The following is a 26997-nucleotide window of genomic DNA, read 5'->3' as shown; positions in this document are numbered from 1 at the left end:
CTCGCCGGACGCGCCAACATCGCCCACGCCCGCCGAGACCTCCACGACCGCACCGACACCTTCGCCGTCTACGGCATCTAACAAACCATGATCAAACCGGACACTCCCGAACAACGCCGGGGCCGTGACCCTCACGTCACAGCTGATTCCGCGCGGTGCCACCCGCACTGCCCCGGTTGCTGTATCGGCAACCGCAGAGCGCAGCGCCACGGCTGGCAAGGGCCGAGCAGGCCCCGCGCTTAGGTAGCTGTCCCAGCCCGCCAAATATTTGATCTTGGTTGAGGGTGCTACAGACGGTTCGGCCCCGCGCAGCATTTCGTGCTGGCGGGGCCGGTCGCTACTGATCGCGGTGGTGTCAGTGGACGGCGTCGCGCTCGGGGAGGTCGAGCGGTTCGAGGTCGTCGTCTTCGTCCCGGTCGTCCTCGGGCTCGGCGGGGCTGTAGAGGTCGGGAAAGCGCAGCGGGTCGGGGCCTTCTTCCCAGTCGAGGCTGTCGGCGTCGGGCCAGCCGGCGCGGTCCTCGGCGACGTGGATCGCGTGGTTGGTGGCGGGATCGGTGTCGCCGTGTACGGCTTCCATGCGTTCGTCGTAGACGAGGAACTGGCCTCGGTGGTCGCGGGCGAGTTGGACGTCGTCGGGGTCGATGCAGAGCAGGTCCCGCAACCGGTACGGCAACTCCGCGTCCGCCGACGCCGCCGCCTCGGCGAGGGTGCGGTACATCCGCTCGGCGGCCCTGTCACGCACCTGCGACACCAGCCGGGGCGTGCTCGTACGCCGTTTTCTCCCGCTCGGTGTACCGCTTGACCACCGACGCATCCGCCACCCCGAGCTGCACCGCGACGTAGTCCACCACCGACCACGGCACATCGACCGGATCGGTCAGGAACGTGCCCAGGTAGCGCACCGTCCCGAGCTGCACCGCGAACCCAAGCCGGTTGTGCTCACCCCGCCGCTTCCCGATCAACCCCCGATCGGTGTCATACAGGAAGAAGGACCGCTCCAGCTCCGCCCGCGACGGCTCACCCATGAACTGCCCATACCCCGCAGCTTGATCATCATTCAGGAACTCCACCGGCACGGCCGCACAACCTACTACGGCCCCACCCGAATCCCCCCAGCCCCGCGCTTAGCGCCAGATACCGTTCCGATCTTCCTCGACCCCCGAACAGATCTTCATCGACAAAGCCTCCGGCAAACTCGCCCGCCGCCCCGAACTCGACAAAGCGCTACTGGTCGCCCACCGGCCCGGGGACCAGCTCGTGGTGACCAAGCTCGACCGGCTCGGCCGCTCGCTCGAGCACCTCATCGAACTGTCGGTCCGGCTGCAGGAGCGCGGCGTCGACCTGGTCGTGCTCGACCAGAAGATCGACACCTCCACCGCGATGGGCCGGATGTTCTTCCAGATCCTCGGCTCCATCGCCGAGTTCGAGCACGCGCTGATGTCGGAGCGCACCCTCGACGGGCTGGCCGCCGCCCGGGCCCGCGGCCGCACCGGCGGGCAGAAGCCGAAGCTGACTCCGCGTCAGGCGAAGATCGCGCAGGAGATGTACGAGGAGACCGGCCCCGACGGCCGCCGGGTACACACCGTCGCCCAGATCGCCGCCGAGTTCGGCGTCACCCGCCCCACCATCTACCGCCACCTGGACAAGCTTCCAGCCCAGACGCCAGCCCCGTAAACCAGGAGCGTCCCCGGCACCTCACCCCGCAGCGCGTTCGCCCTGGTCAGCCAAATCCGTTGATTTTTCCGCCAGGACTACGGGCACCCCCACTTGCCACGCAGCACAGCTCATACCGGTTCGGCGGACCACTGCTACGGACCGTACATCGAGCAAACACGCCACCATGCCGCCGCATGGAGACGAAGTGGGTCGGTTTCGGCAAGGACATGGACGTCACACCGGCCCATGGGAGCTGACCTTCCTGGATGCCTCGACCTCCAAGGCGACGCTCGATCAGTACAACACCTCGCTCGCACATGCCCTTTAGCCAACCGTCAACCGACGGCTGCGCGGATACTCCGACTCAGCGCAGGACCCTCGTGCTCCCCTTCGTTCAGATCGCGCCCTGTCCCGCGAGGACTGTTTCGCGGAATGACGCCACCACGGGCCGAAGATCTATCCGGTGCCAGGCCGCCCACAGTTGCACGGCTCCCCCGTACCAGGGAAGTTCCCGCACCACGATGCCCTCGGTCATGCCCCGCGCCATGCTCCGCTGGACAAGCGCGAGGCCGAGACCGGAGGCGACCAGGCCCAGTGCGGTGAGCGGATCGGCCGCGGTGAGGCGGATATCCGGCGTGAAGCCGCATGCCACGCACGACGTGACGAACGTGTCACGCCAGCCCTGGTCCTGCGAGTCGCCAACCATGATCCACGGCTGCCCGTTCACGTCGTCGGGCATCACCTCCTCCTGCGCGGCAAGGAGATGGCTCGCGGGCAGCGCGAGCAGCAGCGGATCTGTCAGGAGAGGAGACGCCTTCAGATCCGGGTCGTCCTCCGGTGGCGGCGTGCGGACCAGTGCGATGTCCAGACTGCGCTGGCGTAGGCCTTCGAACTGCTCGGCCGACTCCTGGTCGTACAGTGCGACGTGAATTCCGGGGCGTTCCTCGCGCAGGGCGCGAAGAGCAGTGGGCAGGACGCCGGTGTGCATGGCGTTGGCCACGTAGCCGATGCACAGGCCGCCCTCCTCGCCGCGGCCGAGCCGCCGGCCGAGATTCTCCAGCCGATCCGCGTGGCGCAGCAGAGCGCGGGCCTCGGTCAGGAAGACGCGGCCGTCGGCGGTCAGCCGGATGCGCTGCTGACTCCGCTCGAAAAGGGTGAGACCCAGGTGCATCTCGAGCTGGGCGATCTGCCGGCTGAGCGGCGACTGGGAGATGTGCAGCTGGCCGGCAGCCCGTCCGACGTGCTCGACCTCGGCGACGGCCACGAAGTACCGGAGTTGTCGGAGGTCAAGCAAGCTGGACCCCAAAGGACTCAAGTGAGTCCGAGTGAGTCCTGGACAGTCTCATAAGTGGATCATAACCTTGGATCCGCAAGGCCGGTCAATCGTACAATCGCTCATGTATCGCATGAATTTACATTAAGAGGTTATCCATGACGATCAGGTCTCTCCTTCCTGGTGCACTCGGATTCGGCACCGCGCCGCTCGGCAACATGTTCCGCGACATTCCCGACGAAGAGGCGGCGGCCACCGTCGAGGCTGCCTGGGACCAGGGCATCCGCTACTTCGACACGGCACCGTTCTACGGCGCGGGCCTCGCCGAGATCCGGCTCGGCGACGTACTGGCACAGCACGCACGCGACGAGTACGTCCTCAGCACCAAGGTCGGCCGCGTCGTCCTCGACGAGATCGAAGACCCAGCCACCCGCGACCTCGGCGAGAAGGGTGGCCTCTTCGAGCACGGCCGCCCGAACAAGGTCCTCAACGACTACACCGCCGACGCCACCCTGCGCTCCATTGACGACAGCCTCAAGCGCCTCAGGACCGACCGCCTCGACATCGTCTGGGTGCACGACGTGGCCCAGGACTTCTACGGAGACGACTGGCTGGCCGTCTACGAGTCGGCCCGCACGGGTGCCTTCCGCGTCCTGCAGAGGCTGCGTGACGAGGGCATCATCAAGGCCTGGGGTCTGGGCGTCAACCGGGTGGAGCCCCTGGAGATCACCCTCGATCTCGACGAGCCCAAGCCCGACGCCTTCCTCCTCGCCGGCCGCTACACCCTCCTCGACCACGACCGAGCCCTGCAGCGCCTGATGCCGGCCGCCTCGGCCCAGGGCGTGGACGTCGTCGTCGGTGGCCCCTACAGCTCGGGGATCCTCGCCGGAGGTACGCACTTCGAGTACCAGAAGGCACCTGCGGCCATCATCGACAAGGTGGAGCGGATCAAGGCACTCGCCGAGCAATACGGGATTACCGTCAAGGCCGCTGCGCTGCAGTTCGCCCTCGCCAACCCGGCCACGGTCGCCGCGATCCCCGGCGCCACGAAGCCCAGCCGCATCGCCGAAGACGTGGCCGCCCTCAACGAACCGGTGCCGGCTGCCTTCTGGACGGCGCTGCGCGAAGATGAGCTGATCGCCGACGCCGCGCCCGTACCCGCAGCCTGACCTCTCACCTCGTCCCCGCCCCAGTCCTCGGGAGATTCCCGTGGGCACCACCACTGAATTCATTGACGTTCCCGCTTCGCCTGACCGCACGGGGCGGTGGCGGCGGGCGCGCCTCCGGCAGGGCCGGTGTACAGACATGCCCGAGATGCAGGTGACGCTCCTTCACCTTCGTGAAGCAGCACCGCAACGGCTGAATGCACGCCGGCCCTGGCCAACTCGGCAATGGCCTACGCCCAGCCGCCGTCCACCGTCAGGGTGCGGCCGGTCATGTAGGAGGCCTCGTCCGATACCAGGAAGGCGACTGCGGCCGCGATTTCGCCGGGGCGGCCCAGACGGCCCAGGGCCATGACGTGCTTGATCTCGGTGGCCACGTCGAGGTCGTCGCGGCCACCCAGATAGTCCTGTGCGGCACCCGCGGCCATGTCAGTCAGGGTACCGCCGGGGGCGATCGCGTTGATGGCGATGCCGCGCCGGCCCAGCTCCGGCGCCAGGTTGCGCACCATTGACTCGACCGCCGCCTTGGACGCTGCGTACAGGGTGTGGTGCAGCAACGATCGGTGCGCGCTCGCGGAGGAGGTCAGCACGATGCGGGCACCGTCGGTCATGTGCCGCACGGAGTGCTGGGTGGCGAGGAACTGGCCGCGGACGTTGGTGTGGAAGACGCGGTCGAAGTCCTGCGCGGTCACCGTTTCCAGGGCGCCGAAGTGTTCGACCCCGGCGTTGCTGACCAGGATGTCGAGGCGGCCCAGCCGATCGACGGCCTGGTCCACGAAGGACTTGATCTGCTCGGGCGACGTGACGTCGCCCTGCACCGCGACCGCCTGGCCGCCGGCGGCGACGATGTCGGCGACGACGGCTTGCGCCGCTTCGGCCTGGGACCGATAAGTGATCGCGACGGTCGCCCCGTCGGAGGCGAGCCGGCGTGCGATCGCCGCGCCGATGCCGCGCGAGCCACCGGTGATCAATGCGGCCTTTCCCTTGAAGTCACTCATCTCGTACGTCCCCTTCGCTGCCGTGGTTGACATTCTGTAGTTAACGCCGGTCTGATATACACAGGAAGCGAAAAAACAAGATATCGGTTATCTCTTTGGGTGATAAAATGGAGTTGCGGCAGCTCGCGGTGTTCGTCGCGGTCGCTGAAGAGTTGAGCATCACCAGGGCCGCGGCACGGAGCCAAGTCGTACAGTCCGCCGTGTCGGCGACGCTGCGGACGTTGGAGCGGCAACTCGGCGTGGAGCTGGTGTCCCGCACCACGCATCGGGTCGAGCTCACCGAGGCCGGGCGGGTGTTGCTGCCCGAGGCGCGGCGGGTGCTGGCCGCCGCGGCCGAGGCCCAGCATGTGATGCAGCAGCTGCGCGGCGGCCTTCGCGGCACGCTACGGATCGGGACGATGTTGTCCGAGGTGTTGATCGGTGCCAGCCCGCCGCGCGTGATCTCCAGCTTCCTCGCCGCGCATCCGAGCATGTCCGTCGACGTCCGGACGGGCGGCAGCGTCGAGCACGCCGAGGCACTACGTCGAGGCCGGCTCGATCTCGCCTATGTCGCGCTGCCGCCCGAGGAGGCGGCAGGTCTGACGCTGCACCCGGTCCACGCCGAGACGATGGTGCTGCTCGTCCCGCCGGATCACCGCCTGGCCGGGCGGCAACGGGTCGAGCTGACCGAGCTGGCGGACGAGCCCTTCGTGGACACGCCTCCCACTTGGGGCACCCGCGTAGCCATCGATCGGGCGTTCATCCGCGCGGAGGCCGCGCGGATGGTCAGCTACGAGATCGCGGACGCATGCGGGGTGCGTGAGTTCGTCCGGCATGGCCTCGGCGTCGCTATCGGGCCCTCGGCGCTCGCCGACCCCGATCTCGTGTGCGTACCGATCGGCCGGTACGCGCCCCGGCTCGTCATCTCCCTGGCCACCGCCGACCGCGATCTCAGCACACCGATCCGCGCGTTCCTACAGATCGCCGAACAGCTCAGCGAGGCGGCCGCGGAGCCGACATAGCCACCCCGTCACGCCGGCTCCGGCCTTGAGGGTGCGGCCGTCGTAGAGCACCGGCAGGATCGACACCCCGCTCGGCCAGTCCGCCGCCCAGTTACCGATGCGCAGGTCCCAGGGGTAGCCCCTCTTCTTGATCAAACCCGCTCGGTGCTCAGCGTGGACGGTGCAGGCTACGCCACACGACCGTGTGATCATTAGCAGCCGACGCGACCAACGTGGCAACCAAAAGACCCTCTGATCCACCTATGGAGCGACACCGAACCATGAAAAACACCAGACGAGCCGCTGCCTTCCTTGCAACGCTCACGCTCGCGCTCTCAGGTCTCGGACTTGAGGCGTCGACCGCACAGGCCGCCCCCTATTCATGCAGGGACCGTCAGCTCTGCGCGTACACGGGGGAAAACGCCACCGGGTCAGTGTTTGTGATCACCGACACAAGGGATGGCTACCCCTGTGACATGGACTTCAGCGACAACAAGTTCGCCAATGGCACGCCGGTGAAGAACCGGGTCGCCTCGATGGTCAACAAGACCGACAGTCTGATGTTCGTCTCCGACAAGACATGGCTGAGCGGACAACTGGGCATGGTCTTCGTTGACGCAACCGTCAACTTGTCCCACATCCGGATGGGCGACAAGTATGGCAACCTCGCAGGCACCGCGGCCTCGGCCTGCTAGCGGTCGGCAGTAATGCTTCGGCCGGTTGTCCGCGGTGCCGCGGACAACCGGCCGACTGGCTTGTGCCCTCATCGCAGAGCCACCGGTCGGCGAGCGAGCGATGTTAGCCGACAGGTGCCCCTGCCTGCGGTGCGACGACCTACGGCTTGACGTACGCGTTCACGAACGACGGGTAGCCGAAGACGCTGGAGATGAAGATCCCGCCGGCCTTGGACCCGTGCACGTTGTAGGCCACGTCGACGAAGAGCGGCACCACCGGTGCGAACTCCTTCATGATCCGCTCGTCGAGCTTGGCCCACTCGGGACCCTGCGCGGCCGGCTCCAGGGCGAGGATCCGGTCCATCTCGGCGTTGATCGTCGGGTCGTTGAAGTACGACTGGTTGCTGTTGCCCTCGGCCTTGATGGTGCGGCCGTCGTAGAGCACCGGCAGGATCGACGCGCCGCTCGGCCAGTCGGCCGCCCAGTTACCGATGTACAGGTCCCAGGGGTTGTCCTTCTTCTTGATCTCGTCGAGCTTGGCGTCGTCCGAGATGTTCCGCAGCGTGATCTTGAAGCCGGCCCGCTCCAGGTTGGCCTTGAGCTGGGCACCCTGCTGCTGCTCGGTCGAGTTGTCGGCGACACCGAGGACCAGCTCCGGAGTCTTTCCGCCGAGCAGCTCCTTGGCCTTGTCGACGTTGCCGTTGGCACCCGCCGGGTACGCGTCGTACGCCTTGTAGCCGATGGTGGCCGGCGGCATCAGCGTGGTCAGCGGCGCGGCGACGGTCTGCCCGCCCATCGCCTTGATGAAGCCCTCACGGTCGATGGCGTAGTTGAGCGCCTGGCGGACCTTCAGGTCGGTGACCCGCTGGTTGTTGATGACGAGCTGGTTGGCGCTGGGCGTCGGGGAGAGGATGCTGCGCGACTTGAGCGACGCGTCCCCGGCCACCTTGGCGACCAGTGAGGCGGGCACGAAGTTGAAGGCGAGCGCGCTCTGGTCGGCGCCGTTGTCGGCGATCACCCGGTTGTTGGCGGCGTCCGCGGTCGGGCCGAAGCTCCAGACGAACTGGTCCGGGTACTGGTGCCGGACCGGGTCGGTGTTCGGGTCCCAGTTGGGGTTGCGGTCCAGGGTGATCTGCACGCCGACCTGGTTCTTGGCGACCTTGTACGGGCCGGACGAGAACGGCTGCTTGTCCAGGTCGACACCGGTGTCCTTGTCGGCGGGCAGCGGCGCGGTGGTCGGCAGCGAGGCTGCGAACGGCAGGTCACAGCGGGGCTTGGCGAACTCGAAGCGCAGCGTCTTGGCGTCCGGCGTGGAAAGGCCGGGCGGCAGCGACGTCTTGTTCTTCTTGAAGTCCCACTTGGTGTCGAACTGCGGGGTGTCGGCCAGCCACTCCTGGATGTAGGTCGGGCCGCCGGACAGGTCCGGGTCGAAGGACCGGGCGATGCCGTACGCGATCTCCTTGGCGGTGATCGGCCGGCCGTCCTCGAACTTCACCCCGTCCTTGACGGTGAATTCCCAGACCTTGCAGTCGTTGTTGACGTTCTTGCCCGGTGTCTCGGCCAGGTCGCCGACGAGGACCAGGCCGCCCTTGCCGTCGTCCTTCCACGTGGTCAGGTACCGCGCGAAGAGCGGGTTGGTCATCAACCCGGCGAACGAGTACGTCCGCTGCGGGTCGAGGTGGGAGATCGGCGACTCCCGGATGATGGTGAAGGTGCCGCCCTTGGCGGCGCCGCTCACCTCGGCCGCCGGGCCCTGCGAGTCCTTGGGGTCGGTCGCGATGACCCCGGTCTGCTGCCGTTCGGTGTCCACCGTGGTGCCCTCGCCCGTGTTCTTCGAGCACGCACCCAGTGTCACCACCAGAGCGATCGCGCCGCCTGCGGCAACCGCCACGCGTGGTCGCATGAAGTACCCCCTTCACCCATGTGTCGTGCGGTTTCGTCGGGGCGAGAACCGCCGACGTCCCGAGGATCGTAAGGAAGAAAACCTACGAGTTGTGTAACAGTTGCCGATAAATTTCGCCATCGGCCACACGCTGGCCACCGCTCGGCTCAGCGCAGCCGCACCCGGGGGTCGATGGCCGCGTAGAGCAGGTCCACCAGCACGTTCGCCAACACCACGAAGACGGCCGCGATCAGCACGGTGGCCATGATCGTCGGTAGGTCACCCGAGCGCACGGCGTCCACCGCCGTACGCCCCAGCCCCTGGATGCCGAACGTCGTCTCGGTGATCACCGTGCCGCCCAGCGCCCCGCCCACGTCCAGCCCCGCGATGGTCACCACCGGGGTGATCGCCGCGCGCAGCGCGTGCCGCCCGTACACCTTGGGTTTGGCCAGGCCCTTCGCCCGCGCGGTCCGGACGAAGTCCTCGGACAGCGTCTCCAGCATCTGCGCCCGCGACAACCGGGCGTAGATGGCCGAGAAGAGGAAGGCCAGCGCCACCCAGGCGAGCACCAGCCCGCTGGCCCACCTCGCCGGATTGTCGAAGAGGGACGTGTAGCTGGGCACCGGCAACAGCCGCAGGTTGTAGACGAACACCAGCAGCAGCACCGCGCCCACGAAGTAGAGCTGCAACGACGCGCCGGTCAGCGAGAAGCCGATGGCGGCCCGGTCCAGCCAGGTGCCCCGCCGCAGCGCCGAGACCATGCCCAACCCGACCCCGAGCAGCAGCCAGAGGATGGCCGCCGGGATGACGATGCTCAGCGTCACCGGCAGCACCCGGGCGATCGTGTCCGAGACCGCCTCGTTGGTGACGTACGACCAGCCGAGGCAGGGCGCATCGCACCGGCCACCCTGCGCGCTGCCCAGGTCCCGACCGGTGACGATGCCCTTCATGTAGCCGGCGTACTGGCTGACCAGCGGGTCGTTGAGGCCCAGGTCGTCGCGGACGCGCTCCAGCCGCTCCGGGTTGCAGTTCTTCGAGCAGATGCTGCTGACCGGGTCGCGCGGCAGGGCGAAGAACATCAGGAACGTCAGCACGCTCACCGCGAAGAGGGTCAGTGTGGCGGAGAACAGCCGCTTGATCAGGAATCGCGACATGAGAGCCACCTTTCGTTCGCGACTGCGGGGCTCCGCTTCGCTGCACTCCTCGCGCTCACACGAACCCCTACCGGGAGGACTTCGGGTCGAGCGCGTCCCGCAACGCGTCGCCGAAGAGGTTGAAGGCGAACACCAGCGCGAAGATCGTGATGCCCGGGAAGAACACGTACGCCGGGTCGGTCTGGAGGAAATCCAGACTGTCGTAGATCATCCGGCCGAAGCTCGGGGTCTCGTCGCTGAGGCCGACACCGATGAACGACAGCGCGGCCTCGCTGGTGATGAACTGCGGCACGGCGAGGGAGAACGAGACCAGGATCGGCGCCCAGATGTTCGGCAGCAGTTGCCGGAAGATGATGTGCCCGAGCCCGGCGCCGCTGGCCTTGGCGGCCTCCACGAACTCCCGCTCGCGCAGCGCGATCACCTGCCCGCGCACCAGACGGGCTGTGCTGGTCCAGCCGAAGATGGCGAAGACGGCGATCAGCACGCCCACCCCGAACGCGGACGACACCTGCCCCCGCTCGCCGTAGAAGCGCAGCGTGATGGTGGGGGTGAGCGCCAACGCGATGATCAGGAACGGCATGGCCAGGGTCAGGTCGGTGATCCAGTTGATCACCGCGTCGAGCCAGCCACCGAGGTAGCCGGCGAGCGCGCCGAGCCCGATGCCGATCGTCGCGGTGATCAGCGCGGCGGCGAACGCGATGAACAGCGACGTCCGCAGCCCGTAGATCAACCGGATGAAGATGTCACGGCCCAACCCCGGCTCCAGGCCGAACCAGTGGTCCCCGGTGACGCCGCCGGCGTAGCCCAGTGGCATGCCGAAGCCGTCCAGCAGGTTCTGGAACTGCTCGCGCGGGCCGACCCCGTAGACCACCTCGATCAGCGGGGCGGACAACCCCAACACCATGAAGAAGACCAGGAGTACGCCGCTGACGACGGCCGTGCGGTCGCGGCGCAGCCGCAGCCAGGCGAGCTGCCCGGGTGAGCGGCCGACGACCCCCTTGGCCGCGGGCTCGCCCATCCCGCCGTCGGACTCGATCTCGGCAAGCGCCACACCCTCCACCGGGGACAGGCTCACGACGACACCTCCTCGACGTTCGCTTCGACCCCGCGCCCCGCCGGCTCGGCGCCGACCACGGCGGCCTCCGCCTGCAACGCGGCACGGGCGGGTTCCGGGAAGTGGCACGCGGTGGCCTGGTTGCCGCCGTCGCGCGCCACCAGCGCGGGCTCCTCGGTCGCGCAGACGTCCTGCGCCTTCCAGCAGCGGGTGCGGAACCGGCAGCCCGACGGCGGGTCGAGCGGCGTCGGCACGTCGCCGGTCAGCCGGATCCGGCCCGCCGGGCCGAGCTGGGTGACGTCCGGGATCGCGGAGAGCAGAGCCCGGGTGTACGGATGCTGCGGGCGCTCGTAGATGTCGGCGCGGTCGCCGATCTCGACGATCCGGCCCAGGTACATCACCGCGACCCGCTGGCAGAAGTGCCGGACCACGGCCAGGTCGTGCGCGATGAACACGAACGCCAGGCCAAGCTCCCGTTGCAGGTCACGCAGCAGGTTGACGACCTGCGCCTGGATCGAGACGTCCAGCGCGGACACCGGCTCGTCGGCGACGATCAGTTTGGGCCGCAGGGCCAGCGCCCGGGCGATGCCGATGCGTTGACGCTGGCCGCCGGAGAACTCGTGCGGATACCGGTTGTAGTGCTCCGGGTTCAACCCGACCAGCTCCAGCAACTCCTGCACCCGGGCCTTGATCCCACCCGGCGGGTTGATCCCGTTGACCTGCAACGGCATCGCCACGATCCGGCCCACGGTGTGCCGGGGGTTCAACGAGGCGTACGGGTCCTGGAAGATGATCTGGAGTTCCTGGCGCAGCGGGCGCAACTCCCGCCGGCCGGCGTGGGTGATGTCCCGTCCCGCGAACTCGATGCTGCCGCTCGTCGGCTCCAACAGCCGCACCAGCATCCGACCGGTGGTGGTCTTGCCGCAGCCGGACTCCCCCACCAGGCCGAGCGTCTCACCCGGGCGCACGTCGAAGTCGAGCCCGTCGACCGCCCGCACCAGACCGGTCGCGCGCAGCCCCTGGCGTACCGGGAAGTGCTTGGTCAGCCCGCGTACCCGCAGCAGTGGTTCGTCGGTCATCTCCACAGTCCTCCGTTCGGGACTGCGGTACTCCGCTGCGCCGCGTTCCTCGCCCTCACACAGCCACCCCCACTCGTGCGATGTCCTCGGCGTAGAACGCGGCGCGGTCCTCGGCGCTCAGGTGGCAGGCGACCAGGTGACCGTCGTCCCCGGCCGGGCGCAGCTCGGGCACCTCGCTGCGGGACCGGCTGCCGGCGCGGTCCGCGTAGCGGCAGCGGGGGTGAAACGCGCAGCCCGACGGAAGGTTGATCAGGCTGGGCGGGTTGCCGGGGATGGGCACCAGGTCCGCGTCCGCGTCGCCGTGCAGCGACGGCACGCTGGAGAGCAACCCCCAGGTGTACGGATGCTGCGGCGAGCGGAGCACCTGCTGCACGCTGCCCCGCTCGATGGCACGTCCGCCGTACATGACCAGGACGTCGTCGGCGACCTGGCCGACCACGCCGAGGTCGTGGGTGATCAGAATGATCGCGGAGTGGAACTCGGCCTGCAGGTCGGCGAGCAGGTCCAGGATCTGCGCCTGCACGGTGACGTCGAGCGCGGTGGTCGGCTCGTCGGCGATCAGCAGCGCCGGGTCGTTGACCAGGGACATCGCGATCATCGCCCGTTGGCGCATGCCGCCGGAGAACTCGTGCGGGTACTGGTCGAAGCGGCGGGCCGGCTGCGGGATGCCCACCCGGTCCAGCATGTCCACCGCCCGCTGCCGGGCCTCGCGCCGGTTGGCCTTCGGGTGGTGCACTCGGTACGCCTCGGCGATCTGCCGGCCCACGGTGTAGTAGGGGTGCAGCGCGGACAGCGGATCCTGGAAGATCATCGCCATGTCGCGGCCGCGCAGCCGGCGTACCTCCTCGTCCGGCAGGCCGACCACCTGCCGGCCGCCGACGGAGATCTCGCCGGTGATGGTGGTCCGCTTGGGATCGTGCAGACCGAGGATGGCCAGCGAGGTCACGCTCTTGCCGGAACCGGACTCGCCGACGATCCCGAGGGTGCGGCCCCGCTCGACGGCGAACGACACCCCGTCGACCGCGCGCACCACGCCGTCGGCGGTGTCGAACCGAACCCGAAGGTCACTCACCCGCAGGTAGGCGTCCTGGTCGGAGCGCTGTGCCGGCACGGCGGGGCGGTCGTCCGGTTCCCCGGACGGCGACGGTTCCGAGCTGTCCACGGCCACCTCCCTCAGCGACGAAGAGAACTTACAACAAAGTCCCGAGGGTGAAAATAAGCTACAAAGTCGGCACGTGTCAGCGGGCCCGAGCGTAACGAGTCGGCATCGGCACCGCACCCCCGTCACCTCGCCATCCACGCCCGTTCATCTCGCACGGCGCGCGCGGCACGCCCTTCGTCGTCAAGGTCACGCTCGAACCAGGATCTAGTGGCATCACCGACGCGGCGATACCACTACAACCAGGATGTTGCGCGAATCGTGCGGCCCGTCGGGCGTACTCGCACGTCGGGTGCGACCGAGCCGGTGAAGGTCGCCATTCGGCCGGAAGATCTGCTCCCCTGACGGGTGTCGGTTGGCTGGCCTAGGGTCGGTCCATGACCGAGTTCGACGCTGCCACCGCCGCCGTCCAGGCCGCCCTCGACGCGGGCGCCCGGTACGCCGACGCGCGGGTGATGCACCGCCGCTACGAGTCGATGACCGCGCGCAACGGCGACGTGGAGGAGCTGACCCAGGACGAGAGCATCGGGCTGGGCGTCCGGGCACTGGTCGGCGCGAGCTGGGGCTTCCACGCCGTACCCGATCTGTCGGACGCCGCCGCCCGCGACGCCGGCCGGCGTGCGACGCGGACGGCCATGGCGAGCGCGCGGGTGCCGGGCCCCCCGGTCGACCTGGTGCCGGTCGAGGCGGTCACCGCGAGCTGGGCGTCCGGCTGCCAGATCGACCCGCTCGGGGTGGCCCTGTCGGACAAGGGCGATCTGCTGGTCGCCGCGACCCGCACGATGGCTGAGCACGGCGCCGACCTGGCCGAGGGGCTGTACCAGATCTGGGACACCGCGAAGTGGTTCGTCTCCAGTGAGGGGCACCGCATCGACCAGCGGATCCGCGAGTGCGGTGGCGGCATCTCGGCGACCTCGATCGGCGACGGCGAGACGCAGCGCCGCTCCTGGCCCAGCTACCGGGGCCAGTACGGCACCACCGGGTGGGAGCTGGTCGAGTCGCTGGATCTCGCCGCGCACGCCGCGCAGATCGCCGAGGAGTCGCGGGCGCTGCTCACCGCGCCGCCCTGCCCGGCCGGCGAGACGGATCTGATCCTCGGCGACGAGCAGCTGGCCCTGCAGATCCACGAGTCGGTCGGGCACGCCATCGAGCTGGACCGGATCCTCGGGTGGGAGGCCGCGTTCGCCGGCACGTCCTGGCTGGACCTGGCCCAACTCGGCTCGCTGCGCTACGGCTCGGAGCTGATGAACATCACCATCGACCCGACGATCCCGGGCGCGCTGGGCAGCTTCGGCTTCGACGACGAGGGCTCCCCCGCGGTCAAACGGGACGCGGTGCGTGACGGTCGTTGGGTGGGTGTGCTCGCCGGGCGGGACTCCGCCGCGATGGCGAGCCTCGACTACGGCGGCAGCGTACGGGCCGACGGGTGGGCGCGGCTGCCGATGGTGCGGATGACCAACGTCGGCCTGGAACCCGGCCCGCACACCCTGGAGGAGATCATCGCGGCCACCGACGACGGGGTACTGATGGACCTCAACCGGTCCTGGTCGATCGACGACAAGCGGCTCAACTTCCAGTTCGGCTGCGAGGTCGGCTGGGAGATCAAGAAAGGGCGGCGGGGGCGGATGCTGCGCAACCCCACGTACACCGGTATCGGCCCGCTCTTCTGGCGCTCGATGGACATGCTCTCCGGCGAGACGGTGCCCTGGGGGACGCCCAACTGCGGCAAGGGCCAACCCGGCCAGATCGGCCACACCGGCCATCCGGCGGCACCGGCCCGCTTCCGCAACGTGCGGGTGGGGGTTTCAGCGTGAGCGCGAGGAGTGAGCCGGGTTTGCGAGCCCCGCAGTCGCGAACGAAAGGCGGCTCCGCGTGAACGGGGCCAGCGAGCTGGAGCTGGCCGGGCAGGTCGTCGAGCTGGTCCGGCACCTCGGCGGGCCGGCCGCGCAGGCGGAGGCGGTGGTGACCCGGGCGGATCTGGCCCTGACCCGCTTCGCCAACTCGGCCATCCACCAGAACGTCTCCGAGTCGACCGTCGGCGTCCGGCTGCGACTGCACATCGACGGGCGGACCGCCGCCGGCAGCGGCAGCGTGATCACCACCGACGGGCTGCGCGCGCTGGTCGAGCGCACCCTGACCGCGGCGCGCCTCTGCCCGCCCGACCCGGGCTGGCCGGGGTTGGCGCCGCCCACGCCCGCGCCGGTCGCGCCACCCGTCGACGAGGCGACCGCGTACGCCGAGCCGGATCAGCGGGCCGACCGGGTCGGCGCGTTCGTGGCCGCCGCCGGGGGCCTCAACACGGCCGGCTACTGCCGTACCGCGCACCGTTCGTCGGCGTTCGCCAACTCGGCCGGGCACTCGGCGCACGGCCGCTCCGCGGAGGCCGCGATGGACGGCATCGCCCGTCGCGACGGCGCGGACGGGATGGCCCGGCACAGCGCCGACCGGCTGTCCGACCTCGACGGAGCCGAGCTGGGCGCGCGCGCCGCCGCGAAGGCGCAGGCCGCGACCGACCCGGTCGAGCTGCCGCCGGGGCGCTACGAGGTGGTGTTCGAGCCGGCCGCGGTGGCGGACCTGCTGCAGAACCTGTCCTGGTACGGCTTCAACGGCAAGCGGTACGCCGAGCGGCAGTCCTTCGCCGAGCCGGGCGCGGCCCAGTTCGACCCGTCGGTGACCCTGGTCGACGACCCGCTGGGCGCGTCGGGGTTGCCGTTCGACGCCGAGGGCACCGGCCGGCGGGCGCTGACCCTGGTCGAGGCGGGCACCACCCGGGCGGTGGCGCACGACCGGCGGACCGCCGCCGAGGCGGGTGCCGAGTCCACCGGGCACGCGGTCGCCGGCGGCGCCACCTGGGGCCCGATGGCCCGTAACCTGCACCTGTCCGGTGCGGTGGCCGGGCCGGTCAGCGCGGCGGGCCGGGCCACCACGGGCGCGGCGGCCGGTACGGTCGTCGACGGGGACACCGCCGCGCTGGTCGCCGGGGTACGCCGAGGGCTGCTGGTCAGCGACCTCTGGTACACGCGGGTGCTCGACCCGAAGAGCCTCGTCGTCACCGGGTTGACCCGTAACGGCGTCTGGTTGATCGAGGACGGCACGGTCGTCCGGGCGGTCCGCGACCTGCGGTTCACCGAGTCGTACCCCCGGGCCCTCGGGCCGGGCGCGGTCCTCGGGCTGGGCGCGCGGCCGGTGCGCCAACCGGACCGGGTGGACGGTGCCTGGTGGGCCGCGCCCTCGGTGCGACTCGCGTCCTGGCACTTCACCGGGGGCGCGTCCGGCTGAGCGGCCGGAGGCGGGCAGTGACGTTCTTAACACCGTGCCATCGATCGCCGTGCCAGGGCTTTCCGCAGGCCGGACACACGGGACACTCCCTTGCGCGGACGGCTCGCAAAGATCGGCGTAACGTGTGTCACTTAGCTGCGTCGGTCGATCCGGCGTGGTCGTTGGTGTGCGCATGACGTGGCAGCGGGTGCGGGTTCGCCGGTCCGCGTGCCGACCGGAGAGAGATCAGCCCGCCCGTACGGGCCCGTCGAGGAGACGACTCGAATGACTTCAACGGCAACGAGGCCGCGGGGAGCGCGGGCGCGCGCCGCCATCGCGGCGAAGACGTTGCGTACCGACCGATGGTGGTTCGCCCCGCTGATCACCGTGATCGGGCTCAGCGCCTGGGTCGCGTACGCGACGGTCCGGGTCTTCATGCACAAGTGGTACTGGGTCGACCAGTACCACTACCTGACTCCGTTCTACTCCCCGTGTGTGACGGACCGGTGCGTCGAGGAAGCCTCGCACTTCGGCCGGTTCCTGCCCGGCTGGTGGATCATCCCGGACGCCGCGCTGACCCTGCCGTTCCTGCTGCTGTTCCGCCTCACCTGCTACTACTACCGCAAGGCGTACTACCGGTCGTTCTGGCTGTCGCCGCCGGCCTGCGCCGTCCCGGACGGCCACCAGGAGTACGGCGGTGAAACCCGCTTCCCGCTGCTCGGGCAGAACCTGCACCGTTACTTCTTCTACGCCGCCGCGATCATCTCGTTGATCAACACCTGGGACGCGATCCTCGCCTTCCACTCGCCCGAGGGCTTCGGCTTCGGGTTGGGCAACCTCGTCCTGCTGCTCAACGTGGTGATGCTCTGGGCGTACACGATCTCCTGCCACTCGTGCCGGCACATCATCGGCGGCCGGCTCAAGCACTTCTCCAGGCACCCGGTGCGCTACCGGGCCTGGACCTTCGTCTCGGCGTTGAACGTCCGGCACATGCAGCTCGCCTGGATCACCCTCGGCACCCTCGCGCTGACCGACTTCTACGTGATGGCGCTCGCGGCCGGCTGGTTCGACGACCTGCGGTTCATCAACTAAAGGGCCCCTGACATGACCACTACCACTCGTATCGAACGACACCACTACGACGTCGTCGTCATCGGGGCCGGCGGCGCCGGTCTGCGCGCGGCGATCGAGGCCCGGCTCGCCGGCAAGAAGACCGCGATCATCTCCAAGTCGCTGTTCGGCAAAGCCCACACGGTGATGGCCGAGGGCGGCGCCGCCGCCGCGATGGGCAACGTGAACAGCCGGGACAACTGGCAGGTGCACTTCCGCGACACCATGCGCGGCGGCAAGTTCCTCAACAACTTCCGGATGGCCGAGCTGCACGCGAAGGAGTCGCCGCAGCGGATCTGGGAGCTGGAGACGTACGGTGCGCTCTTCGACCGCACCAAGGACGGCAAGATCTCCCAGCGCAACTTCGGTGGCCACGAGTACCCGCGGCTGGCGCACGTGGGCGACCGGACCGGCCTGGAGCTGATCCGCACCCTCCAGCAGAAGATCGTGTCCCTGCAGCAGGAGGACCACCGGGAGTTCGGCTCGTACGACGCCCGGATCAAGGTGTTCTCCGAGACCACCATCACTGAGCTGCTGCTCGACGGTGACCGGGTGGCCGGCGCGTTCGGCTACTACCGGGAGTCGGGCGAGTTCATCCTCTTCGAGGCACCGGCCGTGGTGCTGGCCACCGGTGGCGTCGGACGCTCCTACAAGGTCACCTCGAACTCGTGGGAGTACACCGGGGACGGGCACGCGCTGGCGCTGCGCGCCGGGGCGACGCTGATCAACATGGAGTTCCTCCAGTTCCACCCGACCGGCATGGTCTGGCCGCCGTCGGTGAAGGGCATCCTGGTCACCGAGTCGGTGCGCGGCGACGGTGGCGTCCTGAAGAACTCCGACGGCAAACGGTTCATGTTCGACTACGTCCCCGACGTCTTCCGCAAGCAGTACGCGGAGACCGAGGAGGAGGCGGACCGCTGGTACACCGACCCGGACAACAACCGCCGCCCGCCGGAGCTGCTGCCCCGCGACGAGGTGGCCCGTGCGATCAACAGTGAGGTCAAGGCGGGTCGGGGCTCCCCCGCCGGTGGTGTCTTCCTGGACATCGCGAGCCGGCGTTCCGCCGACGAGATCCGCCGCCGACTGCCGTCGATGTACCACCAGTTCAAGGAGCTGGCCGACGTCGACATCACGGCCGAGCCGATGGAGGTCGGGCCGACCTGCCACTACGTGATGGGTGGCGTCGAGGTGGACCCGGACTCGGGTGCCGCCTTCGGCCACGTCCGCGGCCTGTTCGCCGCCGGTGAGGTCTCCGGCGGCATGCACGGCTCCAACCGGCTGGGCGGCAACTCCCTGTCCGACCTGCTGGTCTTCGGCAAGCGGGCGGGCGGGCACGCGGCCAGCTACGCCGACGGGCTGGCCGCCCGGCCGAAGGTGGCCGTGGACGCGGTCGAGGCCGCCGTGGAGACCGCGCTGGCTCCGCTGCAGCGGGACACCGGCGAGAACCCGTACACCCTTCAGCAGGACCTTCAGGCGGTCATGGGGGATTTAGTCGGAATCATCCGTCGTGAGGGTGAGCTGGCCGACGCGCTGGTGCGGCTCGCCGAGCTGCGCGAGCGGGTGGCCAAGGTGAGCGCGGCCGGCGGCCGGCGCTACAACCCGGGCTGGCACCTGGCCCTGGACCTGCGCAACATGCTGGTGGTTTCGGAGTGCACCGCGAAGGCGGCGCTGGAGCGGCAGGAGTCGCGCGGCGGGCACACCCGGGAGGACTATCCGGCGATGGAACCGAAGTGGCGGCAGGTCAACCTGGTCTGCTCGCTGGAGGGCGACCACGTTCGGCTGACCCGCAAGCCGCTGCCGAAGATGCGGCCGGAGCTGATCGGCCTCTTCGACCGGGCCGAGCTGGGCAAGTACCTCACCGACGAGGAGCTCGCCGACTTCGACGCTCTCGTCGCCGACGCTGGAGAGGCGGACAACCGATGAGCGCGAAGCGTCAGTTCCGGATCTGGCGGGGTGACGAGACCGGCGGTGACCTGCAGGACTACCTGGTGGAGGTGAACGAGGGCGAGGTCGTCCTCGACGTCATCCACCGCCTTCAGGCGACCGACGCTCCGGACCTGGCCTGCCGGTGGAACTGCAAGGCCGGCAAGTGCGGCTCCTGCTCCATGGAGATCAACGGTAAGCCGCGGCTGGGCTGCATGACGCGGATGTCGACCTTCGGCGACGAGGAGACCGTCACGGTCACCCCGCTGCGCACCTTCCCGATCATCCGGGACCTGGTCACCGACGTCTCGTTCAACTACGAGAAGGCGCGGGAGACGCCGGCGTTCGCCCCGCCGGCCGACGTGGCGCCGGGTGACTACCGGATGCAGCAGGTCGACGTGGAGCGCTCGCAGGAGTTCCGCAAGTGCATCGAGTGCTTCCTGTGCCAGAACGTCTGCCACGTGATCCGTGACCACGAGGAGAACAAGCAGGCGTTCTCCGGGCCGCGGTACTTCATCCGGGCGGCCGAGCTGGACATGCACCCGCTGGACGCCCGGACCGACCGCAAGGAGTACGCCCAGGCCGAACAGGGCCTCGGATTCTGCAACATCACCAAGTGCTGCACCGAGGTCTGCCCCGAGCACATCAAGATCACCGACAACGGGATCATCCCCATGAAGGAACGGGTCGTCGACCGCAGGTACGATCCCCTTGTGTGGCTTGGTAGCAAGATCTTCCGTCGGGGCGAGACGCCCCAGACCAGCGTGACCACCGCCCGTCAGGGCTCGGCGACGTCGTCGGGCGCGACCCGGCGCGGGGTCCACTCGCACGCGGGTGGCTCGCACGACCCGCGGGCCGAGGCGCAGGCGCAGAGCGGCGTCAACTGGGACCGGGAGGTGCCCCACCCGACCGCGCCGGCGGTCGACGACCGGGGCCGGTTGCCGCTGACCGAGCTCACCTTCGACCGGGCCGCCGCGCCGTCGCCGTTCGGCGACGACGTGACCTTCCCGCTGCCTCCGGAGCACCTCAACTTCGCGCACCCGGAGCAGGACGACAAGCACTGAGGACGACCAACAGAACGGGGCCCGGCTGAGCCGGGCCCCGTTTCCCATGTCCGGCGTCGATCATGAAGTTGACAGGCGCGTCCGGCCTCAACCGACCCGCCAAACCCATGGTCAACTCGTTGAGTTCGGGGAGTGGGGGTTCAGCAGGGGGCGCAGGGCCGCGACGATCGGGGCGTCGGCCGGGAGCCAGGTGACCTCGTCCAACTCGTCGGCACCCAGCCAGCGCAGCGCCTCGTGTTCCAGGGCCTGCGGCTCGTCGCCGTCGAGCAGGCGCGCCGCGTACACCTTGAGCACCGACCGGCCGTGGGCCATCCGCACGTTGCGGCCGACCCGGTCGCCGATCTCGACGCGTACGGCCAGCTCCTCGGCGCACTCCCGGATCAGCGCTTCGGTCTCGGCCTCCCCCGGCTCGACCTTCCCGCCCGGGAACTCCCACATGCCGGCCACCTCCGGCGGGGCGGACCGCGCACAGGCGAGCACCCGCCCGTCCCGGATGATCGCCGCACCGACGATCACCTTCAGGTCCGGTCGTTCGGTCTGCCCGCCGTCGTTCGCCCGTTCGGTCCGCACGGGCGTCCAGGGTGCCAGATCAATCGGCGGTTTGGGTACCGTAGCCGGCCGCTAGGCCAATAGAACCCGGAAGTGTGGGCGTGGACACCCCTTCCGAGCGAAGGAAGACTAGAGGGCACCGACAAGACACGGGATGGCGACGATTTGGCCACAAGCCGGCAACGGCGTTTGGGGGGTGCGGTGATGCGCGTGCTGTTCAACAGCCGAGCCAAGCACGACTACCTTTCCGACGCGTTGACCTTGCTATCTGGTTGGACGCGCGAAGGCGAGCAGATCCGACGGACTCTCGTGATCGACGATACCCAACACGCGGCGCTGACTGAACGGGTGAAAGTGGTCGCCGACGCGCTGCACCTGCGCCCCGAGATCAGCCGCCGGTCCGACAGCACCCAGATCCGCGTCGGGCACGGCAACGGTGAGCCGCTGACCGAGGGCGAGGTCCTGCTGGCCGCCCGCATTGAGGACGCGTACCGGGCTGTCACCGAAGCCTGACGTCCCCGCGAACGCCCGATGAGATGAGACACGCCGAGTTCCGGCATCCCCGCCTGGTCGAGGTCTACGACGCCGAGTGCCCGTGGGGGCCGGACGACGACTTCTTCCGAGCGGTCGTCGACGAAACCCCGGCAGCCCGGGTCCTCGACCTCGGCTGCGGCACCGGCCGGCTGACCGTCGCCTTGGCCGCGTCCGGCCACACCGTCACCGGGGTCGACCCCGCCGGCGCGTCCCTGACCGCCGCCCGCACCCGGCCCGGCGGTGGACGGGTCACCTGGATCGAGGGCACCTCGGCGCTGCTGCCCGACCGGGCGTTCGACGTGGTGGTGCTGACCAGCCACGTCGCGCAGTTCTTCGTCGAGGACGCGGAGTGGTCGCGTACCCTCGCCGACCTGCACCGGGCGCTCGTGCCCGGCGGCCGGCTGGTGTTCGACGCCCGCGACCCGGCAGACCGCCGCTGGGAGCGGTGGAACCCGACGGATTCGCAGCGCCTGGTGACGCTGCGCGACGGCGGCGAGGTCCGCGCGTGGACCGAGGTCACCGGTGTACGCGACGCGGTGGTCGACTTCACCCACCACTACCACTTCGGCGACGGCGAGGAACTGCTCAGCTCGGCGAGCCTGCGCTTCCGCACCGAGGTTGAGCTGCGCGACTCGCTGGCCGTGGCGGGCTTCGGCGTGGACCGGATCTACGGCGGCTGGCACCACGAGCCCGTGGGCCACGGCGAGTTCGTCGTCCTCGCCCGGGCCGGCACGTTGGCACAGGTTTCCTAACCTGGTGCGCATGGGGAACATCGCGTACGACCGCAAGGAGCAGGTCCAGCAGATCCAGAGCGGCCTGCTCGACGGTGAGCAGATCATCGCCGTCTACGACGCCGTCGGCACCGGCACCGGGTTCATCGGGCTGACCGACCGGCGCGTGATCATCCAGGACCGCTCGTTCGTCGGCAAGCGGTTCGCGATCACCAGCATCCCGTACTCGAAGATCACCAGCGTGAGCGTGGTCAGCAACAAGTCCTGGGGAGGCTCGTTCTTCTCCACCGGCGCCATCGCCATCCACGTCGGCACGCACACCTACGAGGTCGAGTTCCGTGGCGCGCAGAAGAGCCACCACGTCCACAACGTGATCCTGCACCACATCTCCTGACCGCGTCGCGCGGTGGGCCCGGCGGGCGTAATTGCCTTGCCGGGCCCGCGGCATCTCTGGTGTCCTCGGTCGACAGCCACGCGAAGGGAGCAGCCATCATGCCCAACACGACGAAGTCCCCCGAACCCATCGTCATCCGATCTGAGGAATCGAGACTTCGTGAGCAGGACTGTTCCCCTGGCTGCGGCGCTGCCGTACGCCACTGACACCAACCCCGGAGGCCGCTGATGTCGGTCTTCGACGATCCCGGCCTCTTCGGCCGGCTGTGGGCCGCCGGCTACGACGACGGCGGCACCAACCCCGACCCGGCTCCCGCCGTGGACTTCCTGGCCGACCTGGCCGACGGCGGTCCGGTTCTCGAACTGGCGATCGGCACCGGCCGGGTCGCACTGCCGTTGGCCGAACGCGGCCTCACCGTGCACGGCGTCGAGGCATCCGAGGAGATGCTCGCGCAGATGCGGGCAAAACCCGGCGGCGATCGGATCCCGGTCGTCGTCGCCGACATGGCGGACGTGCCGGTGACGGGTGATTTCCGGCTCGCGTACCTGGTGTTCAACACGCTGTTCAACCTGGTGGACGCCGAGCGGCAGGCGGACTGCTTCCGCAACGTCGCCCGGGTGCTGTCGCCGGGCGGCGCGTTCGTCATCGAGACGTTCGTGCCCGACCCGCGCAGCTTCGACTCGGACGAGCAGGTGCAGGTGCGTGCCGTGACGGAGGACTCCGCGACGATCCGGCTGCACCGGTACGACCGGCCGGCGCAGACATTCATCCGGCAGACCATCACCTTCGACGCTGACGGGGTGCACCTGAAGCCGTTCGCCATGCGGTACGCCTGGCCGCACCAGATCGACGAGATGGCGCAGCAGGCCGGGCTCCGGCTCACCGAGCGGTACGCCGACTGGCACCGACGACCCTTCCAGGCCGACAGCCCGTCGCACATCTCCGTCTACCGGGCGGAGTAGCGGTTGGTCGACTCCGGTTCCAGGAATCCGGGGTGTCCAGGTCTCCTCGACACCCCACCTGCACGGAACCGGAGTCGATCTCGGCCAGCCGCAGTCAGTGCCAGTCGCTGATGCTCACGTCGTCCGGCGCGGGCCGGCCTCGAGAGGTCTCCACCAGATCCGGCCACCTACCGCATCGAACCCCTGACCCTGAAGCGCACGATCGACGACGGCGACCGGATCAACCTGGGCGGGCATGTGCTGACCGTACTCCACCTTCCCGGCCACACCCCGGGAAGCATCGCCCTGCTGGAGGAGCGCAGCGGGACGCTGTATTCCGGCGACATCGTCTACGACGGTGCCTTGATCGACGACCTGCCGAACTCCGACGTGGCTGCCTACCGGCGGAGCCTGGAGTTCCTTGCCGACCTCGACGTGTCCGTCGCCCATCCCGGTCACGGGCACAGCTTCGACAGGACACGCCTTCACCAGTTGGCCGAGGCATACCTGCGCAGGAGAGCCTAGGTAACCGGCTGTCGTCATGCGGTGGTCCACCAGGCCACCCGCTCTACGGCTAGGCATGCCGACAGCGTGGCTGCCGGTCGCGTCACGCCGGCGTCATCGATCGGCGCCGTTGGTTCTGGTCGCGATGGGGCCGATTCTGCTGAGTTGTCCGCTGTCCCCGATCTGAGCGCGGTCCTCAGTTCCAGCCTCTGCCAGCCCGAGTCCATTCGTCCTGGTCCACCGGTCGAGGGTCTTGTTGCAGCCACGTGATGATGCTCTGTGCGTGTTCCTCGGGTGCCCCCGAGGACGACTCAATACGTAGGGCCTCGTCGAAGTACGGGAACGCTTCAGCGCGCTCCCAAACGAGAGCTTCGTCGAGATCCGTGGCTTGGTGGCGCTCCCGGAACCGGCTGACGGCCTCGTCGGGAGCCACGAAGAACTCGACGACCCAGAGCAGCGCAGAGGATCCCGCCAATGCTTCCCGCAGACTGGCTCGCTGGTCACGTCGGGCGTAGGTGCACTCGAGAACCACGGTCTCTCCACCACCCACGAACATCCGGGCGAGCAGGTGCGCACCGGCGTACGCGCGCAAGCGGTCGTCACGATTTCGATCGGACTCAGGGAACAGAAGCTCGAACAGGGTGTCGACCTCCAGGTGGATCCGACCGAGACCTGCGGAGGCCCGCACCTCAGCCAGAGCCTTTCCAACCGTGGTCTTGCCCGAGCATGGAGGGCCCGACAGCACGACTATCCGGTTGGCGGCCATGTTCCTCGCGCTTCAGTAGTCGTTGACGACGTTCAAGCAGGCGGACGAAGGTCCGTGAGCACCTGGGAGCCTAACCATCCGGATCCGCCACTGACCGCGCGTCTTGACCGGCATCGAGGACCGCTAAGCCGGCGATAGGACGGCACGCCGGTGACGCACTGTGACAGCAGAACAGGAGTGACCCAGCCGGCTGTCACCCGTCAGGTGAAGCTGATGTGTAACGGATCAAGTGAAGCCCGACATCGCTGGTCGACTGTCCCGTACGGGAGGTGCTTGAACCCCGCTTCCGTGGGCCCGTCTCCGGTTCGGCGTCGGCGGCCTGCGCCGAGGTCTCGGACCATGCTTCGGATCATGTGATACCGGCTGACCTGCTCGTTGCGAGGCTTGGAAGCCCCGCACCACCTTCGGTTGTACGATTCGTACATGACTGAACCCGCGCGCGATCTCTCGATCTCGGACGCTCGTGATCATCTCGCCGAGGTCGTCTCTCGTGCTGCCTATGGCGGTCGCATTACTTACGTCACCCGTCACGGTCAACGCATGGCCGCGATCGTGCCGGCGGAGGTGGCCGAAGCGATCGAACGCGCCGAGGATGCGGAAGACGTAGCTGCTGCCCGTGAAGCCCTCGCCCGGATTGACGCCGGCGACAAGCCGGTATCCCTGGCCGATCTGCGGGCCGAACTCGGGCTATGAGCGGCGGCACTCGTTACACGGTTCAGATCGACAGATCGGCCGCCAAGCTACTGCGCAAGCTCGAACCCCCCGTGCAGGCGCGGCTCGTCGCCGCCATAGCCGCCCTCGGTGCCGATCCGCGGCCAGACGGCGTGAAATCGCTGGTTGGGCATCGCGGCCTGTTCCGCGTCCGGGTCGGCGACTATCGAGTGGTGTACACGGTGAACGACTCGGTCCTGGTCGTTCTGGTCGTCCACCTAGGCCACCGTCGCGAGGTCTACCGCTTCTAAGGACAGCAGGCATACGGATTCAGACGTTGAAGCGGAACTTAGACTGACGGGCGGTTGACCTGCGGCGACATGGCCAGCGCGCTGGTCACGCCCTGTCTTCGACACTCGCAGTTCATCACTCCTTGACGACGTTTTACGCTGCCTTGTGCCCCGTGTGTGCCCCCGATTCTGACTATCCGATGATGCGAACCTGATCGGCCTCGTACATCTCCACTTTCCCGGCAGCCCTGGTAACCACCACCGCGCCGGGGCCGCTGTAGGTTACGGAGTCACCCGGCCCGATGGTGATGTCTTCGACCTGTCCAAGAGTTCGGATGTACGTCGCGCGCGGGTGACCCGGCCTCTGCTCGACCACCACCAGGCCGTCACTCTTCAATGCGGCGATCACGGTTCGGATGGTGGTCCGGCTGACGCCGTAGCCCTGAGACAGATCCGTCTCGCTGGGAAGCCTCGACCCCGCCACGTACTCACCCGCCGACACCTTGCGGCGGATGTCGTCGGCAACCTGTCGCCAGATGGCTCGCTCCTGGTTCCACTCGATCACAAATTTGACAGTAGGTGCGGATGTAGACCCCTACGTCTGTACGTACTAATCTACGTAGCGTACGGTTCCGTTAGCCCGCTGTGCTGGTCGTAGAGGACCCGAACTCGCCCCGGTGCGGCGGTATCTCCTGCCCGGCTGGGCTCCTTCGACTCGGCCGGGCAGGGCAACCTGCGAGCGGGAAGGGGTCGCCTTCATGCCTACCGAGCAGGAGGGCCGCGCGTGGGTCAGGCCGCAGCCCCGCTCGCCCAAGCCCGGCGAGGAACTATGGATTGACCGTGAAGCTTCGGTGCAGTTCCTGAGGCAGCGGTTCCGGTTTCGGGTGATCTCGGTATGCCCGAAGCCGACCTATCGGGGCTGGGCGTGGCTGACGGGCTACCAGCTCGACGACCGGGGCAACGCCGTCGACAAACGGGAGATCTTCGTTCAGCTAGCCCTGCATTCCGCACGTGGGTGATCGTGGGCGGGTTTCGGCGCGGCGGGTTGGTGGTGAGGGTGGCTGATGGCAGCGTGCCGGGCTGTGAGACAGCGTGCGCGGTTCGGGTTGCCGTCGGTGGAGAAGGCGTTGGGGTCGTTGCCGTTGGTCGCGGCGTTCGGTTCTCGGCTGCGGATTCGTGACGTTATCGACGGGTTGTGTCCGGTTGATGA

At 68.8% G+C, this 26997-nt stretch carries 28 protein-coding genes and 1 pseudogene; 17 read left to right on the top strand and 12 right to left on the bottom strand.

Translation table 11 applies throughout. The features are described 5' to 3' along the window. Positions 1-355: 355 nt before the first annotated feature. Together F8271_RS15585 and F8271_RS15580 are read right to left on the bottom strand one after the other, a co-directional pair. On the bottom strand, positions 356-742 hold the full coding sequence (locus F8271_RS15585; RefSeq protein ID WP_151490492.1) for a hypothetical protein: 387 nt from the start codon (positions 740-742) through the stop codon (positions 356-358). Between the two features lie 16 nt (positions 743-758). Next, positions 759-1076 (bottom strand): annotated as a pseudogene (locus F8271_RS15580) (DUF4158 domain-containing protein); the annotation flags it as partial. Between the two features lie 58 nt (positions 1077-1134). On the opposite strand from F8271_RS15580, the gene F8271_RS15575 reads away from it, so the two are divergent. Further along, a complete protein-coding gene (locus F8271_RS15575) occupies positions 1135-1674 on the top strand; it encodes a recombinase family protein (RefSeq protein ID WP_225854560.1) in 540 nt (179 codons plus the stop codon). Positions 1675-2050: 376 nt separating this feature from the next. On the opposite strand, the gene F8271_RS15565 is transcribed toward F8271_RS15575, so the two are convergent. Continuing rightward, the gene (locus F8271_RS15565; protein WP_151490490.1) at positions 2051-2950 is read right to left on the bottom strand and encodes a LysR substrate-binding domain-containing protein; all 900 of its coding nucleotides are present in this window, start codon (positions 2948-2950) and stop codon (positions 2051-2053) included. Positions 2951-3087: 137 nt separating this feature from the next. On the opposite strand from F8271_RS15565, the gene F8271_RS15560 reads away from it, so the two are divergent. After that, positions 3088-4098 carry an aldo/keto reductase gene (locus tag F8271_RS15560; protein WP_151490489.1) on the top strand — a complete coding sequence of 337 codons (1011 nt, stop codon included), beginning with the start codon at positions 3088-3090 and terminating at the stop codon, positions 4096-4098. 227 nt (positions 4099-4325) lie between these two features. Here the strand turns inward: F8271_RS15560 and F8271_RS15555 are convergent, their stop codons facing one another. Next, positions 4326-5090, bottom strand: coding sequence for an SDR family NAD(P)-dependent oxidoreductase (locus F8271_RS15555; protein WP_192580300.1), 765 nt, complete (start codon positions 5088-5090; stop codon positions 4326-4328). Positions 5091-5197: 107 nt separating this feature from the next. Between F8271_RS15555 and F8271_RS15550 the strand changes: the two genes are divergently transcribed. Continuing rightward, on the top strand, positions 5198-6091 hold the full coding sequence (locus F8271_RS15550; protein WP_151490487.1) for a LysR family transcriptional regulator: 894 nt from the start codon (positions 5198-5200) through the stop codon (positions 6089-6091). A gap of 260 nt (positions 6092-6351) precedes the next feature. Further along, positions 6352-6765, top strand: coding sequence for a peptidase inhibitor family I36 protein (locus F8271_RS15545; RefSeq protein ID WP_192580299.1), 414 nt, complete (start codon positions 6352-6354; stop codon positions 6763-6765). 139 nt (positions 6766-6904) lie between these two features. On the opposite strand, the gene F8271_RS15540 is transcribed toward F8271_RS15545, so the two are convergent. The 5 genes from F8271_RS15540 to F8271_RS15520 form a co-directional block, all read right to left on the bottom strand. Further along, positions 6905-8647 carry an ABC transporter substrate-binding protein gene (locus tag F8271_RS15540; RefSeq protein ID WP_151490485.1) on the bottom strand — a complete coding sequence of 581 codons (1743 nt, stop codon included), beginning with the start codon at positions 8645-8647 and terminating at the stop codon, positions 6905-6907. A 146-nt stretch (positions 8648-8793) separates the two neighbouring features. Continuing rightward, complete coding sequence (locus F8271_RS15535) at positions 8794-9780, bottom strand: ABC transporter permease (RefSeq protein WP_151490484.1); 987 nt, start codon at positions 9778-9780, stop codon at positions 8794-8796. Between the two features lie 67 nt (positions 9781-9847). After that, positions 9848-10855 (bottom strand): ABC transporter permease, encoded by a 1008-nt coding sequence (locus F8271_RS15530; RefSeq protein ID WP_151490483.1) that lies wholly within the window; start codon positions 10853-10855, stop codon positions 9848-9850. Next, positions 10852-11913, bottom strand: a complete 1062-nt coding sequence (locus F8271_RS15525; protein WP_151490482.1) for an ABC transporter ATP-binding protein — start codon at positions 11911-11913, stop codon at positions 10852-10854. The genes F8271_RS15530 and F8271_RS15525 overlap by 4 nt, the downstream gene beginning before the upstream one ends. Positions 11914-11968: 55 nt before the next feature. Further along, a complete protein-coding gene (locus F8271_RS15520; protein ID WP_192580301.1) occupies positions 11969-13024 on the bottom strand; it encodes an ABC transporter ATP-binding protein in 1056 nt (351 codons plus the stop codon). 425 nt (positions 13025-13449) lie between these two features. Here F8271_RS15520 and F8271_RS15515 point away from each other — a divergent pair, with 425 nt between their 5' ends. From F8271_RS15515 to F8271_RS15495, 5 genes are all read left to right on the top strand, one after another. Next, positions 13450-14886 (top strand): TldD/PmbA family protein, encoded by a 1437-nt coding sequence (locus tag F8271_RS15515; RefSeq protein ID WP_151490480.1) that lies wholly within the window; start codon positions 13450-13452, stop codon positions 14884-14886. Positions 14887-14944: 58 nt separating this feature from the next. After that, positions 14945-16351, top strand: a complete 1407-nt coding sequence (locus F8271_RS15510) for a TldD/PmbA family protein (RefSeq protein WP_225854558.1) — start codon at positions 14945-14947, stop codon at positions 16349-16351. Positions 16352-16615: 264 nt separating this feature from the next. Next, on the top strand, positions 16616-17422 hold the full coding sequence (locus F8271_RS15505) for a hypothetical protein (protein ID WP_151490479.1): 807 nt from the start codon (positions 16616-16618) through the stop codon (positions 17420-17422). A gap of 12 nt (positions 17423-17434) precedes the next feature. After that, positions 17435-19363 (top strand): fumarate reductase/succinate dehydrogenase flavoprotein subunit, encoded by a 1929-nt coding sequence (locus F8271_RS15500; RefSeq protein ID WP_151490478.1) that lies wholly within the window; start codon positions 17435-17437, stop codon positions 19361-19363. Continuing rightward, entirely contained in the window at positions 19360-20427 is a 1068-nt protein-coding gene (locus F8271_RS15495) for a succinate dehydrogenase/fumarate reductase iron-sulfur subunit (RefSeq protein ID WP_151490477.1), read from the top strand. Before F8271_RS15500 ends, F8271_RS15495 begins: the two co-directional genes overlap by 4 nt. A gap of 111 nt (positions 20428-20538) precedes the next feature. Here the strand turns inward: F8271_RS15495 and F8271_RS15490 are convergent, their stop codons facing one another. Next, positions 20539-20997, bottom strand: a complete 459-nt coding sequence (locus tag F8271_RS15490) for a (deoxy)nucleoside triphosphate pyrophosphohydrolase (protein ID WP_151490476.1) — start codon at positions 20995-20997, stop codon at positions 20539-20541. Between the two features lie 183 nt (positions 20998-21180). On the opposite strand from F8271_RS15490, the gene F8271_RS15485 reads away from it, so the two are divergent. From F8271_RS15485 to F8271_RS15465, 5 genes are all read left to right on the top strand, one after another. Further along, entirely contained in the window at positions 21181-21489 is a 309-nt protein-coding gene (locus F8271_RS15485) for a 4a-hydroxytetrahydrobiopterin dehydratase (protein WP_151490475.1), read from the top strand. A gap of 23 nt (positions 21490-21512) precedes the next feature. After that, on the top strand, positions 21513-22262 hold the full coding sequence (locus F8271_RS15480; RefSeq protein ID WP_151490474.1) for a class I SAM-dependent methyltransferase: 750 nt from the start codon (positions 21513-21515) through the stop codon (positions 22260-22262). A gap of 10 nt (positions 22263-22272) precedes the next feature. Beyond that, positions 22273-22635 (top strand): PH domain-containing protein, encoded by a 363-nt coding sequence (locus F8271_RS15475; RefSeq protein ID WP_151490473.1) that lies wholly within the window; start codon positions 22273-22275, stop codon positions 22633-22635. Between the two features lie 227 nt (positions 22636-22862). After that, the gene (locus tag F8271_RS15470; protein WP_151490472.1) at positions 22863-23597 is read left to right on the top strand and encodes a class I SAM-dependent methyltransferase; all 735 of its coding nucleotides are present in this window, start codon (positions 22863-22865) and stop codon (positions 23595-23597) included. 174 nt (positions 23598-23771) lie between these two features. Further along, on the top strand, positions 23772-24101 hold the full coding sequence (locus F8271_RS15465) for an MBL fold metallo-hydrolase (protein ID WP_151490471.1): 330 nt from the start codon (positions 23772-23774) through the stop codon (positions 24099-24101). Positions 24102-24276: 175 nt separating this feature from the next. Here the strand turns inward: F8271_RS15465 and F8271_RS15460 are convergent, their stop codons facing one another. Further along, on the bottom strand, positions 24277-24846 hold the full coding sequence (locus F8271_RS15460; protein ID WP_151490470.1) for an AAA family ATPase: 570 nt from the start codon (positions 24844-24846) through the stop codon (positions 24277-24279). Positions 24847-25269: 423 nt separating this feature from the next. Here F8271_RS15460 and F8271_RS15455 point away from each other — a divergent pair, with 423 nt between their 5' ends. Continuing rightward, positions 25270-25539 carry a type II toxin-antitoxin system prevent-host-death family antitoxin gene (locus F8271_RS15455; protein ID WP_151490469.1) on the top strand — a complete coding sequence of 90 codons (270 nt, stop codon included), beginning with the start codon at positions 25270-25272 and terminating at the stop codon, positions 25537-25539. Then, positions 25536-25808 carry a type II toxin-antitoxin system RelE/ParE family toxin gene (locus F8271_RS15450; protein WP_151490468.1) on the top strand — a complete coding sequence of 91 codons (273 nt, stop codon included), beginning with the start codon at positions 25536-25538 and terminating at the stop codon, positions 25806-25808. Before F8271_RS15455 ends, F8271_RS15450 begins: the two co-directional genes overlap by 4 nt. 172 nt (positions 25809-25980) lie before the next feature. Here the strand turns inward: F8271_RS15450 and F8271_RS15445 are convergent, their stop codons facing one another. Further along, a complete protein-coding gene (locus tag F8271_RS15445; protein ID WP_151490467.1) occupies positions 25981-26352 on the bottom strand; it encodes a winged helix-turn-helix domain-containing protein in 372 nt (123 codons plus the stop codon). Positions 26353-26545: 193 nt separating this feature from the next. Between F8271_RS15445 and F8271_RS15440 the strand changes: the two genes are divergently transcribed. After that, a complete protein-coding gene (locus F8271_RS15440) occupies positions 26546-26806 on the top strand; it encodes a hypothetical protein (RefSeq protein WP_151490466.1) in 261 nt (86 codons plus the stop codon). The last annotated feature ends 191 nt before the right edge of the window (positions 26807-26997 follow it).

Source organism: Micromonospora sp. ALFpr18c (assembly GCF_008868155.1).
Lineage (GTDB): Bacteria > Actinomycetota > Actinomycetes > Mycobacteriales > Micromonosporaceae > Micromonospora.
This window is presented reverse-complemented; position numbering and strand designations above follow the sequence as displayed.